The following is a 17,765-nucleotide window of genomic DNA, read 5'->3' as shown; positions in this document are numbered from 1 at the left end:
TCATCCAACCCCATCGGCTCGCCGCACGGGAGGGGCTTGCGCTCTCGGCGAAACCCCTCCCGCGCGTGGCCGCGTTACTTCGTGCCGCCCGAGGACCAGCGGCGAGAGAGAGCCACCGTCACGAGACCGGCGAGCAGCGCGGCAATGGCGCAGCCCGCGAGCCACGGCCCGAAGGGGCTTCCGCCCGTGGCCAGGAGCGCCGGCGTGACGGGGTCCGGCATCGGCACCGCCGCGGGCTCGGGACGGGAGTCCTTCGCCGTCACGGTGACGGTGTTCGTCGTGCGCTCCTTCTCGTCGGCCGACCAGAAGGCCGCCGCGTTCTCGAAGCTCCGCGTGACGTCCTGTCCCGGCGCCAGGTCGGGGGCCGCCGGGACGAGCGCCTCGAAGGAGATCACCACCGTCTGGTCCGGATCGATCGCGTCGATCCGGATCGTGTGCACACCGTCGTCGTACACCGCCTGGCAGGTCACGGTGCACTCGGCCGGCGTCAGCGAGGTCAGGCCGTCCATCAGCTCATCGACGACGACGACGTCCTCGCTCGGCGCGTTTCCGCCCGTCGTGAGGGTGATCTCGTACCGGAGGGCATCGCCGAAGTCGACCGTGCCGTCCGACGGCTCCCAGGATCCGTCCTGCCACTCCCACACCGACTTCACCGCGTCGAGCTCGGGAATGAGCAGCGACGTCTGTTCGCAGTCGACGTTGTTCGCCGGATCCGCACCCGCCGCCGCGGCGAGCGCTGCGCCGTCCTCGGGGCAAGTGGGCGACTCGGGCGCGGGGTCGTCCTCGGTGGTGACCCAGGCGATGTTCTCGTAGGTGCCGGCCGCGGCGTCGTCGTCGAACACGACCGTCAGGACAAGAACGACGGATCCGCCGGGCACGAGCGCCGCGCCGTCGATCTCGCAGGTGATCAGCCCGTCCGCCTCGGCGCAGCCCTCAGGCAGCGCGGTGGCGTGGAGACCGTCCGGCAGCCGGTCGGACACGACGACCGGCTCGCCCGCGTCGACCGCGCGCTCGCCGACGTTCTCGACCGTGATCGTGTAGTCGAACGCCTGCCCGATCTTTGCCGTGGCGCCGCCGTCGTCCTTCGTCAGGGCGAGGTCGATCGGCAGGTCGTCGTTCACGATCGTGCAGACCGCCTCGTCGCCGACCGCGAGGTCGAGCATCGCCCCCGAGAGCGATCCGCCCTCGCAGCTCCACTCGCCCGCCGCGTATCCCGCGGGCCCGGTCTCCGACAGCGTGTACTCCCCCGCGGTGACCGCCGTGGCGTCCGTGCCGCCGGCGCCCGAGATCTCGTCCGGTCCGGAGGCGGTGAGCGTGAAGTCGGCCGCGACCATCTCCCCGCCGTCGTCGTTGACGACCTCCTTCACGAGGGTCAGCACGGGCGCGATGTCGTCGTTCACGATCGTGCAGACGACGTTCTCTCCGACCTCGAGGGTGAGGGTGGATCCGTCCAGCGTCCCGCCCTCGCACGACCACGCGCCCGCCGCGTAGCCCCCGGGGCCCGCCTCCGAGAGCTCGTAGTCGCCGGCGAGGACGGGCTGGTCGGTGACGAACTCGTCGCCCGTGACGCCGACCGCGTCGACCGGGCCGTCGGCCGTCAGCGTCCAGTCCATCGCGGCCGCCTCGCCCCCGTCGTCGTTGACGACCTCCTTGACGAGGGTCAGGCGCGGGGCGATGTCGTCGTTCACGATGACGCAGGTCACGACCCCACCGTTCGGGATGCTGACCAGCCCCTCGTCCGTCACGGGAGCGCCGTCGCAGGTCCACGTTCCCGGCGCGTAACCGTCGGGTCCGGCCTCCGAGAGCTGGTACGCGCCCGCGGGCACCACCGCTTCGGTGATCTCCGCGTCGCCCGTGACGCCCGAGACGTTGACCGGTCCGGAGGCGGTGAGCGTGAAGGCGTCGGTGTCGAGCTCGCCGCCGTCGTCGTTGACGACCTCCTTCACGAGCGTCAGCGTGGCCGGCAGGTCGTCGTTGATGATCGTGCAGACCGCGTCCTCCGCCAGGTCGAGCGTCAGAGCCTCACCCTCGAGGGATCCGGCCGTGCAGCTCCAGTCCCCCGCCGCGTAACCGGCCAGAGGCGTCTCGGCGAGCGTGTACACACCGGCCGGGACGGGCGTCGCGGGGACGGATCCGTTGCCCCAAAGCTCGGTCGGCCCGACCGCGCTGAGCGTCACGTCGGCGGGGGTCGCCGTGCCGCCGTCGTCGTTTACGACGATCTTGACGAGCGCCAGGGTCGGCGCGATGTCGTCGTTCGAGATCGTGCACGTCACGACGTCGCCCGGCCCGAGGTCGACGGTGCCGGCCTCGGCGTCCGCCCCCTCACAGGACCACTCGCCCTCCTCGTACCCTTCCGGGCCCGATTCGCTGAGCGTGTACGTGCCCGCAGCGACCGGTTGGTCCGTCACGGCCGCGTCGCCCGAGGGCCCCGAGAGGGGGGTCGGACCGTCCGCCGCCAGATCGAAGTCGCCCGGCTCGGCCGTCCCGCCGTCGTCGTTCACGACCTCCTTCACGAGGGTGAGGGTCGGCGCGACGTCGTCGTTCACGATCGTGCACACCGCCGTCTGCCCGACGCTCAGCGTGAGGGTCGCGCCGTCGAGCGTCCCGTCGGTGCACGACCACGCCCCCATGGTGTATCCGTCGAGGCCGGACTCGCCGAGGGTGTAGACCCCGGCGGGCACCGGCTGCGACGCGGCCCCGCCGTATCCCGCCACGGCCTGTGGGCCGCTCGCGGTGAGGAGGAAGTCCTCTGGCTCGGCCGTGCCGCCGTCGTCGTTCGTCACCATCTTGACGAGCGCGAGCGTCGGGGCGATGTCGTCGTTGACGATCGTGCACACGGCGTTCTCGCCGACGGCGAGCGTCAGCTCGGTTCCCTCGAGCGCGCCTCCCGTGCAGTCCCAGTCGCCGGCGTCGTATCCGGTCGGGCCGTCCTCGCCGAGCACGTAGGTGCCGGCCGGCACGGGCACGATCGTGACCTCCTCGGATCCGGTCGTACCGGAAACCGTGGCGTCGGCGCCGTCGGCCGACAGCGTCCATGCGGTCGCGTCGGCGGTGCCGCCGTCGTCGTTCACGACCTGCTTGACGAGGGTGAGCGTCGGGGCGATGTCGTCGTTGATGATCGTGCAGGTCACGGTGCCGCCGTTCGGGACGACGACCTCGTCGCCGTCGGCATCGGCCCCGACGCAGACCCACATTCCGGGCTCGTAGCCGTCCGGCCCGCCGGTCTCCGACAGCGTGTACGTCCCCGCCGTGACCTCGGTCGGCGTCACGCCGCCCGCGCCCTCGAGGGTGCCCGACGGGCCCTCGGCCGAGAGCGTCCAGTCGGTCGGCTCCGCCGTGCCGCCGTCGCCGTTATCGACGATCTTCACGAGCTCGAGAGATCCGGGAAGGTCGTCGTTCGAGATCTCGCAGTATGCCGACTCGCCGTTGCCGAGCGCGAGCGTCTCGCCGTCGAGGGCGAGCTGCTCGTCGCGCTCGGCGGTCGTCCAGCAGGCCACGCCGGTCATCTCGTAGCCCGCGAACGCCTCCTCGCCGAGGGCATAGGAGCCGGCCGGCACCGCCGCGTTCGTGACGCTCTCGTCGCCCTCGGATCCGCTGATCTCCTCCGGCCCGGAGGCCATCAGCACGAAGTCCGTGTCGACCGCGGTCCCGCCGTCGTCGTTCGTGACGTCCTTGACGAGCGTGAGCGTCGCCGGCTGATCGTCGTTCGTGATCGCGCACACGGCGGATTCCCCGGCCGCGAGCGTGACGACGTTGCCCTCGAGGGTGCCCCCCTCGCAGCTCCACTCGCTCGCCGTGTAGCCGGCCATCGACTCCTCCGACAGCGTGTACGCGCCGGGCGCCACGAGAGCCGTGAGGTCGGATCCCGCCGCCGAGTTCGCATCGGTCCCGGCGAGCGCCTCGGTGCCGCCCTCCGCGGTCGCACGGAGCGGGAAGTCCTCGCCCGTGGCCTGCCCGCCGTGGTCGTTGACCACGATCTTGTCGAGCGTGAGGGACGTCACCTGGTTCGTGATGACGCACTCCGGGGTCATGAGCCCGAGGCTCGTCGCGGAGACGACGATGTCCTCACCCGTGTACGCGCCGTCCTGCCACACGGTGGCCTGCACGGTGGGGCTGCCGACCTGGAACGGATCCTGATACGTGCAGACGATCGACAGGCCGGTCACGCCCGCGGGGAGGCCCTCCGTCAGCTCCGCGACCCGGAAGTCGGGCTGGGCCAGCACGTCCGACCAGGTGTGCGTGTCGCCCGCACCAATCTCCGCCGTGATCGAGTTCGCCGTGCCGTCGGTGTCCGCGACGGGACCCACGGCCCCCGCGGCGCCGTGCACCGCGAGGCCGTCCTCCTGATCGATGACGTAGGGGAAGGTCACACCCTCCGGGACGGCCCCCGTCGTCACCTTCTCGACCGAAATCGCGCCGCACGAGCTGAGCGTCAGGGGCGCCTGGCCGATGAGGAAGTCCTGGAGTTGCCCGTTGAAGGTCTGCGAGTTGCCCGTCTGCGTGACGATCGCGCCGGTCGTGAAGGTCGCGCACTCGTCCGCGGGCAGGAACCCGGACGCCGTGAGGTCGACAGCGAACTCGCCGAACGTCGAGTCCTGCGATCCGGCGAAGTCGGGATTGGTGCCGACGGCGGCCTCGAAGACGAGGCCACCGGACGCGACCCAGGCGGACCCGTTCCACGCGAGACCGACGACCGAGGCGTTCTCCGTGTTGGGGTTGTAGTCGAAATGCAACAGGCGATCGCCCGCGCGCCCGGCCGGACCGCCCTCGAACAGGAAGTCGACCGAGAGATCGCCGGTTCCCTCCGGCGCGCGGGTCCAGTACTCGTAGAGGATGACGTGGGGCTGACCGTTCACGTCGACGATCTCGTACGCGGCGCCCGAATCGCACAGGTCGCTCTTCTTGTTCGGCGCCGCCCCGGCGACGGGGATCCACGGATTGGTGTTCAGGCTCTGGCTGCCCGGGCCCGCGACCGTCGGGTCGAGTTGGTCGGGCACGCCCGGGGCGACGCAATACTCGGTCGCGCTGGTGCTGTCGACGATGCCCGTGGTGGGGTACCCGGCGCCCGGGGTCGTACCCGGGCCGTAGAGCGCGTCCCAGTCGTTCGGGCCGGCCTTGTCGCCGTCGATCTGGAACGACGTGGCGATGCCGCCCACGGTGGCCGCCTCGGCCGCCATCGGCACGCCGATGCTCAGGGCCGCCGCGAGTACGCCCGCGGTCAGGATGGCGAGGAGCCGCCGGGGGCCCGTCGTCGCGCGCGTGGTCTTCATCGTTCCGCCCTCCAGGCATGACACGTACCGCCGCATCGCGGCGGTGGTGGCGGCGAGCGCCACATGCGAGCTCGGGTGGGCTCGCACGTCTCACGGTCGCCCCCTGGGAGTTCCCTGAGTGCCGGGGCAGGAGTTATTCACCCGCCGCATCACCCGGGCAATCGCGCCGCGGATTTCCGCGGGACACGACGCCTTCACCCACGCCCTCACCCGCCCCGACGCGAGGAATCCGACAAATCTGGCCGCGGCGCGCTCGGCCGGGCGCAGAATATGGGCATGTGGCACGAGGCACCCCCTCTACCCACGGGGGACCCGAATACCTCGCCGGCCGCATCGCGGATCTACCGCGCGCTCTGCGAGAGCGCGTGGGAGGAGGCGCTGCGACTCATCGAGGAGTCAGCGCCGCGGCACGACGAGGCCGCGGCGCACGCGGCGCGCGCTGTTCTCCGGGCGGTGCCCCCGGAGATCCTGGCGCGCGAGCGCTGGGCGCACCTGACGATCGCGCCGACGCCGCCGCGCCCGCGACCGCGCACCGCGGCGGACCCGCGGGCGGAGCGCGTCGTCGCGCTCACCCGCCGGGCGCTGGAGCGCATGCGCGTCGGCCGGTTCGCGGACGCGCTCGCCGACGCCGTCCGCGCCCAGGAGGCGTACGACGCCGATATCCCGCGCGGGCGCATCGACCTCGGCCGAGGGCTCGTCAGCGCGCTGTTCGCGTGGGCGAGCGTCGCGGCGGGGTGCGCCGACGAGGCGCGCGCGGGCGCGCTCCTCACCCGCGCGTACTCGGCCGCGATCGCGAACGGCGAGCGGCGCACCGCCGCGGGCGCCGCCGCCACCCTCGCGCTCCTGCACGCCTCGATCGGCCGGGGACATCCGCGTGACCACTGGGCGAGCATCGCCGAGGATCTGTGCCGCGCCGAGCGCCTCCCTCTCCCCGGCGCACTCGCCTCCGCGCGGGCGCTCGCGTCCTATGACGCGCTGCGGCTCGACGAGGCGCGCACGCGCTCCGCCGCTGTTCCCTCCGCCGGCATGGACCAGGCCCTCCGGCGCGCGGGCATCGACGCGTGTGACCGCCGCGCCGATCCGGCGGCCGCCCTGGCCGCGCTCGACGCGGAGTGGACGGCGGAGGATCGCGCGGAGCACACCACCCCGTCCCGCCGAGGCGCCGTCGCCGTGGCGCGGGCCCGCCTCCTCCTCCGCCTCGGGCGCGCGGAACAGGCCCGCGAGGTGTGCGCCGCCGCGCAGACGGATCCCGAGCTCCGGTTTCTCGTGGCCGATATCGCCGCGATCCGCGCGGCGGCCGACCTGTCCCGCGGGGACGCCGCCGCGGCGCTGTCCCACGCGCAGGCCGCGTCCTCCCACCTGCGCTCGGCGCGCGCGGTAGTGATGGCGAGCGCCGTGGAGGCCGCCGCGCTCCTCGTCGCCCGCCGGGCCGAGGCCGGCGAGGCCTGCGCGCGCGCCGTCGCGCTCGCCGACGAGGAGGGCCTGCCGTCGGGCCTCGTCGTCCTGTCCGCCGAGGACCTCGACGCGGTCCTCTCGTACGCGTCGGCCGGCAGCGCCTCGGCGCGGGCGATCCACGAGGCGCGGGAGTCGGGGATCCTCGCGCTCGTGCCCGCATCGCCCGTGGGCGGACCCGCGATCACCGCCCACGAGCTCGTGGCGCTCCGCCTTCTCGCGGGGGGCGCGAGCATGTCGCGCGCGGCGCGCGAGATGGGTGTCACCGTCAACACCGTGAAGACCCACGTGCGACACCTCTACGCGAAGCTCGGCGTGAGCAATCGCGCGGAGATGGCGCGTGCCGCGGACGCCCACGGGCTGCTGTAGGGGGCGCCATGCCACTGTTCGACGACACGAGCGCGGGACCGCGGCGCGCGGTATTCGCCGCGCTCGCGGACGGGGATCCGGAGCGCGCGATGCGCCTCGCGGAGCGCCACCTCCCCGTCCTGATCAGCCACGACCCCGGCGTCGTCCTGGCCGCGTGCGAGGCGGCGCCGCCCGCGCTCCTGGCCGCCACCGGGCGATGGGCCGCCCTCGAGCGATACGTCGCGCACCTCTTGGCCGAACAGGGCAAGCCCCCGATTTTCCCCGACGTCGCGACGGCCCCGCACCGCGCCGTCGCCCCGGCCGACCGGCTCGCGGTCATGACGGGACACCTGGTGGCGCTGCGCACCCTCGCGCGGTACGCCGATGCGGCCGCGCTCGCGCGTGAGGCCCGTGCTCTCTCCCAGCGCCTCGATCCCGAGGACCGCGCGGTCATCGCGCCGCACCTCGCGACGCTGATGGTCCAGTGGGGTCAGGCCCTCGCGAGCGCCGGCGAGATCCCGGAAGCCGTCGAGGCCCTGGCCGAGGCCGCCTCGGAGGCGGCGCGCGTGGGAAACGCGCGCGCCGGTATCGAGGCGGCGGGCGACCTGTCGTGGATCCTGGCCCTGATGGGTGCGGGGTCGGACGCCGACGACTGGCTCGCGCGTCACGATGCGCTCGCGGAGCGCTGTCCGCGCGTCACGCGAGTGCGCTCCGGCGCGGATCTCGCCCGAGCGCAGCGCGCGCTCGACCGCCTCGACCTCGGCGGCGGTCTGGCCGCGCTCGGGGTGGCGGAACCGCGTGCGGAGGAGCTCGGCGTGTTCGTCGCCGCGCTCCGCGCGCTCGCGAGAGCCCGAAACCGCGACGACGCGCCCCTCGCGATTCGCGCCCAGCTCGAGGTCGCGCTCAGCACCGTGCCCGAGCCTCGCGTGGGGTCCGGCCTCCCCGGGGCGGCCGTCACCATCGCGCGGGCGACCCTCCCCGCGCTCGGCGGCCTGCACGAGTCGGCGCTCGACGCGCTGGACGCGTGCCCCGAGGTCGCGGCCCCCGCGCGCGCCCTCGTCGCCACGCGGCGCGGGGCGAGCCTGGTCGCGCTCGGCGACGCGGATCGCGCCTACGCGAGCGTGTCGCGCCTGACCTCCTCGCCGTTTCCCCGGATCGCCGTGGAGGCGTTGGCCGTGCGCGCCGCCGCGCTGACGCGGCGCGGCAACGCTGTCTCGGGGGCCGCCGATTTCCGGCGCGCCGCGGAGCTGGCGGAGGCGAACGGGATCCGTGCCGCGCTGACCACGCTCCCCGCGCCCGACCTGGCGGTCCTCGTCGCGCGCGCGGACGCCCCGCAGCTCCGGCACCTGATCGCGGCGTCCGGCGTCCTCGTGCCGCCGCCGGCCTCGCCGCGCCCGCGCCTCACCCGCCAGCAGCTCGCCGCGCTCCGGGCGCTCGCCGCGACGGGCACGCTCCAGGCGGCGAGCGCGAGCCTGGGCGTGAGCGCGAACACCGCGAAGACCCACCTGCGCGAGACCTACCGCCGGCTCGGAGCGACCACGCGCGACGAGGCGCTCGCCGAGGGCCGCCGCCGCGGGCTGATCTAGCCGCACACAAAGAACCAGCGCCCGGGTCTCGGCGAGGCCGGAGAAGCCGTCGGGCGCTGGTCTATGGGAAAAGGATCGTCCCCTCGCGCGCCCGTGTCAAGGGGGAACGTGCCCGGATAGGCTGGGACGCATGCGCTTCGCCCACGCCCGCCTCCCCGAGGCCGCTTCTCCCGTGCTCGTCCACGTCACCGATGACGGCGTGGTCCCCGTCGCGGACGTCGTCGGCGGCGGCCCCGACACCCTCGAGCAATTGCTCGCCGCGACGCCCGCGGCGCAGGACGCGATCCGCGAGGCGCTCGCCTCCTACGTGGGCCCCCGGGTGTCCGTCGACGGCGCCGAGTTCGCCCCCGCCGTGCTCGCGCCGCCCTCGATCATGGCGGTCGGCCTGAACTACGCCGCGCACGCGGGGGAACTGAGCCTCGCCAGCGACGACACCCCCACGGTCTTCACGCTCTGGCCCAACTCGCTCGCGGGCCACGGCGGCACGACGACGTGGTCGCGCGCGCAGACCGAGTCCGTCGACTACGAGGCCGAGCTCGGCGTGATCATCGGGCGCGCGGCCAAGAACGTCTCCGAGGAGGAGGCGCTCGACTACGTCTTCGGCTACACCGTCGTCAACGACATCTCGGCGCGCAACATCCAGTACTCCGAGGCCCAGTGGTGCCGCTGTAAGTCGCTCGACGGGTTCACCCCCGTGGGTCCGTACGTCGTCACGGCCGATGAGATTGCGGATCCGCAGAACCTCGCCATCTGGACGCGCGTGGACGGCCAGCTCCTCCAGGACGCGACGACGGGGCAGATGATCCGCTCCGTCGCGAAGCTCGTCTCGCACCTCTCGCAGGGCATCACGCTCCTGCCGGGCACGCTGATCTCGACCGGATCGCCGGGCGGATCCGGATACTCGCGCACGCCGCAGGTGCTCCTCCAGGACGGCTCGACCGTGACCGTGGGCGTCGAGGGCATCGGCGAGCTCACGACGCACTGCGTCACGACGCCGTGACGGGCGGTCCCCCAGTCTCGCGGGCCGGGGGACGTCGCCGCTACGGGAGGTCCTCCCGCGCAATGACGGGCATCGCGGTCGTCACGGGCTCGAGCCCGGACAGGCGCTCGGGGCGGAGCTGCTTCTCGACCTGCTCGCGGTCCATGAGACCCGCCTCGACGACGAGGTCCGCGACATTCTTGTGCGTGAGCAGCGCGGTCTTCGCGAGCGCGGCCGCCGACGAATAGCCGATGAACGGCGTGAGCGCCGTGATGACGCCCACGCTGACGCCGACCATCGCGCCGAGGCGCTCGGTGTTCGCCGTGATCCCGTCGACGCAGTTCACGCGCAGAGTGCGCATCGCCTGGCGCATCCAGATGATGGACTGGAACAGCGAGTGCGCGATCACCGGCTCGAACGCGTTGAGCTGGAGCTGACCGGCCTCGACGGCCATCGTCACGGTCGTGTCGGCCCCCGCGACGGCGAAGGCGACCTGGTTGACGACCTCCGGGATGACCGGGTTGACCTTGCCGGGCATGATGCTGGATCCCGCCTGCTTCGCGGGCAGGTTGATCTCGCCGAACCCCGCCTGGGGGCCCGAGGAGAGCAGGCGCAGGTCGTTGCAAATCTTCGACAGCTTCATCGCCGTGCGCTTGATCGACCCGGAAAACGACATGAACGCGCCGGTGTCGCTCGTCGCCTCGATGAGGTCGTGCGCCGTGCGCAGCGGCAGGCCCGAGATGTCGGCGAGGTGCGCCCGGACGGCCTCGGCGTAGCCGCGCGTGACGTTGATGCCCGTCCCAATCGCCGTCGCGCCCATGTTGATCTCGAGCAGCAGGTTGGAGTTGTCGGTCTGGCGGTGCCAGTCCTCCCCCAGCGACGTCGCGAACCCGCGGAATTCCTGGCCCAGGGTCATGGGCACCGCGTCCTGCAGCTGCGTGCGACCGACCTTGAGGATGTCGTGGAACTCGTCGCCCTTGCGCGCGAACGCCCGGCGCAGCTCGTCGAGCTCCTCGAGGCCCGCGACGTGCGCGAGGAGGATGCCGATTTTCACGGCCGTGGGGTAGACGTCGTTCGTCGACTGCGACCGGTTGGTGTGATCCGTCGGCGACAGGTAGGCGTAGTCGCCCTTCTCCCGGCCCGCGAGCTCGAGCGCGATGTTCGTGATCACCTCGTTGGCGCACATGTTCGTCGAGGTTCCCGCCCCGCCCTGGATCACGCCCACCGTGAACTGGTCGTGGAAGTCGCCATCGATGACGCGCTGCGCCGCGCGGTCGATCAGCAGCGCGCGTTCGTCGTCGAGAACGCCGAGCTCGCGGTTCGCGCGCGCCGCGGCCTGCTTGACCATCGCGAGCGCCGTCACGAGCTCGGGGTACACGGAGATGGGGCGCTTCGTGATGTCGAAGTTCTCCATCGCGCGGAGGGTGTGGATCCCCCAATAGGCGTCGGCGGGGATCTCCCGCGCGCCCAGGGAGTCGGATTCTGTTCGCGTCGTCGCGGATTCCATGCCGCTCAGGCTATTCCCGCGCGCTCGAGGATGGGCGACCCCCACGGCGAAGTCACAGGACGGGCGCCGTCAGGGCCGCTTACGGGAAAAGAACTCGAGGCGCTCCGCGGGCGTCATCGCGTCCAGGCGCGCGTACCACTCCTCCGAGAAGATGCCGCTCGCGTCGGCCGAGGCGACCGGGACAACGCTCGCCGTCACGACGTCGTCGAAGACCTGCACGAGGTGGAAGGACTGCCCCGCGTCCATCCCGTTGACGCTGCGGGCGGGGGCGGCGAGGTCCATCGTGTAACACGAGGCCGAGGCGACGAAGGCCGGCACACCGGCGAACACCCCGCTCATGGCGTAGTGCAGGTGTCCGGCGAGGATCGCGCGCACGTCGGATCCGGCGATCGCCGCGGCGAGCGCGTCCTGGCCCTGGAGCTCGAGGATGTCGAACACCGGCAGGTGGCTCGGGAGCGGCGGGTGGTGCAGCGCGAGGATCGTGCCGAGCGGGGCGGGCTCGCGGAGGACCTCCGTGAGCCAGGCGAGCTGCTCGGCGTCGATCGCGCCGTGATGCCAGCCCGGGACGGTCGAGTCCAGCGCGACGATGCGCAGCCCGTCGAGGTCCGTCACGCTCGTGATGGGTGCCTCGGAGGCCTCGAGACCGAGGAGGTCCCGCCGCATCTCGGGCCGCTCGTCGTGGTTGCCCGCCACCCACACGACGCGGGCGCCCAGGCGCTCCGCGACGGGGCGCACGGCCCGCTCGACGGCGGCGTACGCGTCGGGCTCGCCAAGGTCGGTGAGGTCCCCCGTGAACACGAGCGCGTCGGCGCTGCCCAGGAGCTCGACGCGCCGCATCATCCGCTCGAGGCCCGTCTGGGTGTCGTAGCGGTCGTACAGGCGCGCGCCCGCCGCGAGGAGGTGGGTGTCGCTGATGTGGACGATCGTGCGGGACGCCGGGGCGTGCTGGCCGTACTGCATCGCGCCAGGATAGCCCGCCTCGCCCCGCGCGGGCGCGAAACGATTAGCGTGGGTGAGGTGACTTCCGACGCACCCGCGACGACCGACATCCCGCCCGCCCCGCTCGCCCAGCGGATCCCCACCTCCCGCACCCACCACGGGGAAACCTTCGCGGATCCGTACGAGTGGCTCCGCGACAAGGACTCCCCCGAGGTCCTGGCGCACCTCGAGGCGGAGAACGCGCACACGGACGCCACGCTGGCCCGCCTCGAGCCGCTGCGCGAGCGCATCTTCCACGAGATCAAGGGCCGCGTGCGCGAGACCGACCTGTCCGTGCCCGTGCGGCAGGGCGACTGGTGGTACTACGGCCGTTCCATCAAGGACAAGCAGTACGGGCTCCAGTGCCGCGCGCCCATCTCATCGCCCGATGACTGGACCCCGCCGCGGCTGCGCGCCGAGGACGAGGTGCCGGGCGAGCAGGTGCTCCTGGACGCCAACGTCGAAGCAGACGGCGCCGAGTTCTTCTCGCTCGGTGCCTTCAGCGTGACCACCGACGGGACCCGCATGCTCTGGGGCGCGGATACCCGCGGCGACGAGCGCTACACCGTGCGCGTGCGCGACATCGCGACGGGCGAGGCCCTGCCCGACGTGCTGGAGGGCATCGGCGCGGGCGCGAGCTTCACGCCCGACGGCGCGTTCATCCTCTACTCGACGGTCGACGACGCGTGGCGCCCCGACCGCGTGTGGCTGCACCGCGTCGGCGAGCCCGGTCGCGACCGCGACGTCGAGATCTTCCACGAGCCCGACGAAGCGTTCTGGGTGGGCGCGGGCTTCACGCGCAGCGACCGCTTCCTCGAGATCGTGTCCGCCTCCAACACAACCACATCAATCGACATGATCCGCGCCGCAGACGTCGAGCGCCTCTACGCGGGCGAGGACGACGTCGACACCGTGACCGTGTTCGACCGCGAGGATCACGTGGAGTACTCGGTCGACCACGCCGTCGTCGACGGGCGCGACTGGCTCTACGTGCTGCACAACTCGGGCGCGCAGGACTTCGAGCTCGTGCGCCTGCCGGCCGACGACGAGACCGCCGAGCCCGAGGTGGTCATTCCGCACCGCCCGGGGATCCGGCTCGAGGACGTGGACTGCCTGCGCGACTTCGCGGTGGTGGAGTACCGCGAGGGCGGGATCCCGCGCCTGGGCATCCTCGACTACGCCGATCACGCCGTGCGCGAGATCGCGTTCGACGAGCCGCTCTACACGGCCGGCGCCGCGGGCAACCCGGAGTGGGCGCAGCCGACCGTGCGGCTGCACTACGGCTCGTTCACGACCCCGGGCACCGTCTACGACTACGACGTTCGCTCGGGCGAGCTGACGATGATCAAGCGCGCGAGCGTGCTCGGCGGGTACCGGCCCGAGGACTACGCGCAGGAGCGCCTGTGGGTCACCGCCGCCGACGGCACGCAGATCCCCGTCTCGCTGGTGTTCAAGCGCGAATTCGGGGCGCTGGGCGAGTCGCCGCGACCCGTACACCTGTATGGCTACGGCGCCTACGAGCACTCGATCGATCCGGCGTTCTCGACCGCACGCCTGTCCCTCCTCGACCGCGGGGTCGTCTTCGCCGTGGCGCACGTGCGCGGCGGCGGCGAGCTCGGCCGGGCCTGGTACGAGGGCGGGAAGCTTGGCGCCAAGCGCAACAGCTTCACCGACTTCGTCGACGTCGCGCGCCACCTCGTCGACACGGGGCTCACGACGCCCGAGACGCTCGTGGCGGAGGGCGGATCCGCGGGCGGGCTCCTCATGGGCGCCGTGACCAACATCGCCCCGGAGCTGTTCGCCGGCGTGCTCGCCGACGTGCCCTTCGTGGACGCGCTCACGACGATCCTGGATCCGTCGCTGCCGTTGACCGTGATCGAGTGGGAGGAGTGGGGGAACCCGCTCCACGACCCCGAGGCCTACGCCTACATGCGCTCCTACTCGCCCTACGAGAACGTGCGCGACGACGTGACGTACCCCCGGATCCTCGCGATGACCTCGCTCAACGACACGCGCGTGTACTACGTCGAGCCGGCGAAGTGGGTGCAGCGCCTGCGGGAGGCGGGGGCGGACGCTCTGTTGCACTGCGAGATGGTCGCCGGTCACGGCGGCGTGAGCGGGCGCTACAACGCGTGGCGCGAGCGCGCGTTCCAGATCGCGTGGATGCTCGACACGGTGGGAATCACCGAGTAACGCATATGGCGGCGCCCCTCCCCGCGCGGGGAGGGGCGCCGCCTTGCGTGCGCCGCGGGGTCAGCCGAACAGGGCCGAGGCCTCCTCGTACCGCTCGCGCGGGACGACGTTGAGCTCGCCGAGCGCGTCCTCGAACGAGACCCGCTCGATCTCGGTCCCGCGCATCGAGACCATCTGCCCCCAGGCGCCCTCCATGACGGCGTCCGCGGCGTGCAGGCCGAGGCGCGTCGCGAGGACGCGGTCGAACGCCGACGGCGAGCCGCCGCGCTGGATGTGGCCGAGGACGGTCGCGCGTGTCTCGATGCCCGCGGCCTTCTCGATGAGCGGCGCGAGCACCTCGCCGATGCCGCCGAGGCGCGGCCGGTTGAACGCGTCCAGCCCCTTGTCGCTGTAGGCCTCGTCCATGCCCGCGAGCGTGAAGCCCTCCGCGACGACGACGAGCGGCGCGCGGCCGCGCTCGCGCGCCGCCTCGACCTGCTCGATGATGTCGTCGAGGGTGAGCGGCACCTCCGGGATGCAGATGATGTGCGCGCCCGCCGCCATGCCCGAGTGCAGCGCGATCCACCCGACGTGGCGCCCCATCACCTCGGCGACCATGCAGCGCTGGTGCGAGTCGCCCGTCGTGCGCAGCCGGTCCATCGCCTCGGTCGCGATGTTGACGGCCGTGTCGAAGCCGAAGGAGTAGTCGGTCGCGCGCAGGTCGTTGTCGATCGTCTTGGGCACGCCCACGACGGGCACGCCATCGTTCCAGAGGCGGTTGGCGGCCGCGAGGGTCCCCTCGCCGCCGATCGCGATGACGCCGTCGAGCTTGTGGCCCCACATCGTCTTCTTGATGTTCTCGGCGCCGCCACGGTCGCCCTCGTACGGGTTCGTGCGGCTCGTGCCGAGGATCGTCCCGCCGACCTTCGACAGGCCCTTGACGTCGCGACGCTGGAGCGGGAAGAAGTCGGCGTCGACGAGCCCGCGCCAGCCGTCCCTGATGCCGACAAAGTCGATGCCGTACTTGCGCGCGCCCTTGAGCACGGCGCCGCGGATGACGGCGTTCAGTCCGGGGCAGTCGCCGCCCGAGGTGAGGATCCCGATCTTCATATGTCCGAGACTATTCCCTCCGGCCGCACTCGCGCACCGCGCCCGCGCGCCGGGCGCGCGCTCAGGCGCCCAGCGCGTCGCGCAGGAGGGACTTCAGCGCCGCGAGCTGCACCGACTCGGCCGGCTCGTCGCCCGTGCGCTCGCCGTCCAGGGCGCGCAGGGCGAGCCCCTCCTTGCGGTCGATGAGCTCGGCGATGCGCTGGTCGATCGTGTGCGCGGCGATGATGCGCCACGCGGTCACGGGCTCGTCCTGGCCGATGCGATGCACGCGGTCGATGGCCTGCGTCTGCTCCGCCGAGGTCCAGCTCAGCTCCGCGAGGACGACGTTCGAGGCCGCCTGGAGGTTCACGCCCACGCCCGCCGCGGTCAGCGAGCACACGATGACACCGACCTCGGGGTCGTCGTTGAAGCTGTCGATCGCCTGCTGGCGCGCGGTCTGGCTCTGCTCGCCGCGGATCGCGACGGCGCGGATCCCCGCCTGCCGGAAGTGCTCCTCGGCGCGGTCCATGACGTCGACGTGCTTGGCGAAGAACACGACCTTACCCACAGAACGCTGCAGCTGGGCCGCGTAGTCGGCCGCGAGGATCGCCTTGCCCTGGCCGATGCGGCGCACCATCGAGAACACGTTGTCCCCGTCTGTGCCGGCCGCCCGCGACTCCTCGAGCTCGCCCGTCGCGACGAGGTCGACGATGTCCTCGTCGATCTCGCCCGGCGCGAGCCCGCGGTCGCCGCGCGCCGTGAGGATCCGGCGGTAGCGGTCGGCGAGGCGGCGCTGGAGCTCCTTCTCCGCCTGGGTGATCGAGCGCCCGACCTCGTCGTCCAGCTGCACGGGCATGTCCGCGACGAGCTTGTCCGGGAGGTCGCGCGCGACGTCCTTCTTGCGACGGCGCACGATGCCCATGTCGATGACCGCCTGGCGCGCCGCGGGGTAGAACGCCTTGTCGGCCGGCGTGTACCCCGTGCCGTCGAGGCGCTCCATCAGCTCGGGCCCGGGCTTGGTGCCGTCGGTCCAGTCGAGGAAACGCCAGATGGCGTCGAAGTCCTCGACGTCGTTGATGAGCGGCGTTCCCGTCAGCGCGAGCATGAGCGGATCCGCCCCGGGCTCCTGCCGCACGCGCTGGGCCAGGGCGAGCACGTTCTGCGAGCGCTGCGACGAGAGGTTCTTGATGAAGTGCGCCTCGTCGACGACCATGCCGCCGAGCCCGAGATCCGCGAGCCACGCGAGGTGGCGGTCGAGGATCTCGTAGTTGACGATGAACACGTCGGCGAACGCGTCGACATCGGCGCCGTCGCCCGAGATCACGGACGCCCGGCGGTGCGGCGTCCAGCGCTCGACCTCGCGGGCCCAGTTCATCTTCACGACGTTCGGGACGACCACGAGCAGCGGGTAGGCGTTCGCGACCGACGCCGCGAGCACCGACTGCGCCGTCTTGCCCAGGCCGGGCTCGTCGGCCAGGAGGAAGCTCCGGTGGCCCTCGCGGACCGCCTCGAGGAAGCGCGACTGGTGCGGCATAACCTCGAGGCCGCGCGGCGAGAGCCGGTCGAACTCGGGCAGCTCGGGCAGGGTCATGGACGCGGATCCGCCCCCGGCGCCCTGCGCGAACGACTTGTAGAGGGGGCCCATGAGCTCCCAGTCGTCGAGCCGGCGGCGCGGGTTCGGGCGCGGGCTGTAGCGCGCGAAATCCGGCGCGAGGAACGGGTTCGACTCGATGCGCGCGTCGACCTGCACGGGCCGCACGGCGCGCTCCGACGCGACGGCCGGGACGACGGGCTCGGGCGCGGCGGGCTTCGCGTCATCGATCACGAGCTCCTCGGCCGCGAGCTCGACGCCGGCGTCGAGGAGCCAGTCGCGGCGCATCCGGCGCGCGACGGGGCTCGTCGCCTGGTCGACCTCGAGCAGCTGGATGAGCGAGGTGTCGCGCGCCGCCGTCTTGGCGAGGATCGTCGCGACGCCGTCGAGGCGCTTCAGCAGCTCCGCGCGGGCCTGGTCGCCGACCGACTCGTCGGCCTTGACCCGCGCGCGCTCCTCGCGCACGAGGAAGGCGATGACCTGGAACTTGACGCGATTGGTCGGGCCCAGCTTGTTCCGCTGGGCCTTGGCCTCGACCTCGCGCACCTTGCGCGCGAGGATCGGGATGATGGGGGCCTCGTCGTCGCGACGTGCGGACGAGGACTTCTTGCGCTGTCGCGCGGGCGCCGTGGTCGGCATGCTCCTCCTGAGCCAAAATCACCGCGGGCGAAAAGGCGCCGGCGGGCCGTGAGGTCGTGTATCGCGGATCGCTCTGCGAGGCTGTGACCCGGTGTGATCGGAGAGACCCCACGTGACTCGAACGGGCGCGCCGCGGATATCGCGTCCAGTCTAC

At 72.5% G+C, this 17,765-nt stretch carries 9 protein-coding genes; 4 read left to right on the top strand and 5 right to left on the bottom strand.

The genetic code is table 11. The features are described from left to right. Positions 1–74: 74 nt before the first annotated feature. Complete coding sequence (locus G8E01_RS04450) at positions 75–5,270, bottom strand: DUF11 domain-containing protein (protein WP_166316433.1); 5,196 nt, start codon at positions 5,268–5,270, stop codon at positions 75–77. Between the two features lie 276 nt (positions 5,271–5,546). Here G8E01_RS04450 and G8E01_RS04445 point away from each other — a divergent pair, with 276 nt between their 5' ends. The 3 genes from G8E01_RS04445 to G8E01_RS04435 all read left to right on the top strand — a co-directional run bounded on the left by G8E01_RS04445 (position 5,547) and on the right by G8E01_RS04435 (position 9,656). After that, the gene (locus tag G8E01_RS04445; RefSeq protein WP_166316430.1) at positions 5,547–7,091 is read left to right on the top strand and encodes a helix-turn-helix transcriptional regulator; all 1,545 of its coding nucleotides are present in this window, start codon (positions 5,547–5,549) and stop codon (positions 7,089–7,091) included. Positions 7,092–7,099: 8 nt separating this feature from the next. Further along, positions 7,100–8,656, top strand: a complete 1,557-nt coding sequence (locus tag G8E01_RS04440) for a helix-turn-helix transcriptional regulator (protein ID WP_166316427.1) — start codon at positions 7,100–7,102, stop codon at positions 8,654–8,656. Positions 8,657–8,786: 130 nt separating this feature from the next. Then, the gene (locus tag G8E01_RS04435; RefSeq protein ID WP_166316424.1) at positions 8,787–9,656 is read left to right on the top strand and encodes a fumarylacetoacetate hydrolase family protein; all 870 of its coding nucleotides are present in this window, start codon (positions 8,787–8,789) and stop codon (positions 9,654–9,656) included. Positions 9,657–9,696: 40 nt separating this feature from the next. Here G8E01_RS04435 and G8E01_RS04430 read toward each other — a convergent pair whose 3' ends face one another. Both G8E01_RS04430 and G8E01_RS04425 read right to left on the bottom strand, forming a co-directional pair. Continuing rightward, positions 9,697–11,142, bottom strand: coding sequence for an aspartate ammonia-lyase (locus G8E01_RS04430; protein WP_166316421.1), 1,446 nt, complete (start codon positions 11,140–11,142; stop codon positions 9,697–9,699). Between the two features lie 69 nt (positions 11,143–11,211). Continuing rightward, on the bottom strand, positions 11,212–12,102 hold the full coding sequence (locus tag G8E01_RS04425) for a metallophosphoesterase (RefSeq protein ID WP_166316418.1): 891 nt from the start codon (positions 12,100–12,102) through the stop codon (positions 11,212–11,214). 57 nt (positions 12,103–12,159) lie between these two features. Between G8E01_RS04425 and G8E01_RS04420 the strand changes: the two genes are divergently transcribed. Then, the gene (locus tag G8E01_RS04420; protein ID WP_166316415.1) at positions 12,160–14,313 is read left to right on the top strand and encodes a prolyl oligopeptidase family serine peptidase; all 2,154 of its coding nucleotides are present in this window, start codon (positions 12,160–12,162) and stop codon (positions 14,311–14,313) included. Positions 14,314–14,373: 60 nt separating this feature from the next. On the opposite strand, the gene G8E01_RS04415 is transcribed toward G8E01_RS04420, so the two are convergent. Both G8E01_RS04415 and G8E01_RS04410 read right to left on the bottom strand, forming a co-directional pair. After that, positions 14,374–15,402, bottom strand: a complete 1,029-nt coding sequence (locus tag G8E01_RS04415) for a 6-phosphofructokinase (protein WP_166316412.1) — start codon at positions 15,400–15,402, stop codon at positions 14,374–14,376. A gap of 61 nt (positions 15,403–15,463) precedes the next feature. Further along, positions 15,464–17,611 (bottom strand): DEAD/DEAH box helicase, encoded by a 2,148-nt coding sequence (locus tag G8E01_RS04410; protein WP_166316409.1) that lies wholly within the window; start codon positions 17,609–17,611, stop codon positions 15,464–15,466. Positions 17,612–17,765: the final 154 nt, after the last annotated feature.

This window comes from Microbacterium excoecariae (genome assembly GCF_011326725.1).
Taxonomy (GTDB): domain Bacteria; phylum Actinomycetota; class Actinomycetes; order Actinomycetales; family Microbacteriaceae; genus Microbacterium; species Microbacterium excoecariae.
The sequence above is the reverse complement of the archived record's forward strand: the minus strand, read 5'-3'. Positions and strand labels throughout refer to the sequence as shown.

Excerpts from the sequence above, each read along its gene's own strand:
- G8E01_RS04450 (WP_166316433.1), bottom strand. The coding sequence starts at position 5,270 with ATGAAGACCACGCGCGCGACGACGGGCCCCCGGCGGCTCCTCGCCATC.
- G8E01_RS04445 (WP_166316430.1), top strand. The coding sequence starts at position 5,547 with ATGTGGCACGAGGCACCCCCTCTACCCACGGGGGACCCGAATACCTCG.
- G8E01_RS04440 (WP_166316427.1), top strand. The coding sequence starts at position 7,100 with ATGCCACTGTTCGACGACACGAGCGCGGGACCGCGGCGCGCGGTATTC.
- G8E01_RS04435 (WP_166316424.1), top strand. The coding sequence starts at position 8,787 with ATGCGCTTCGCCCACGCCCGCCTCCCCGAGGCCGCTTCTCCCGTGCTC.
- G8E01_RS04430 (WP_166316421.1), bottom strand. The coding sequence starts at position 11,142 with ATGGAATCCGCGACGACGCGAACAGAATCCGACTCCCTGGGCGCGCGG.
- G8E01_RS04425 (WP_166316418.1), bottom strand. The coding sequence starts at position 12,102 with ATGCAGTACGGCCAGCACGCCCCGGCGTCCCGCACGATCGTCCACATC.
- G8E01_RS04415 (WP_166316412.1), bottom strand. The coding sequence starts at position 15,402 with ATGAAGATCGGGATCCTCACCTCGGGCGGCGACTGCCCCGGACTGAAC.
- G8E01_RS04410 (WP_166316409.1), bottom strand. The coding sequence starts at position 17,611 with ATGCCGACCACGGCGCCCGCGCGACAGCGCAAGAAGTCCTCGTCCGCA.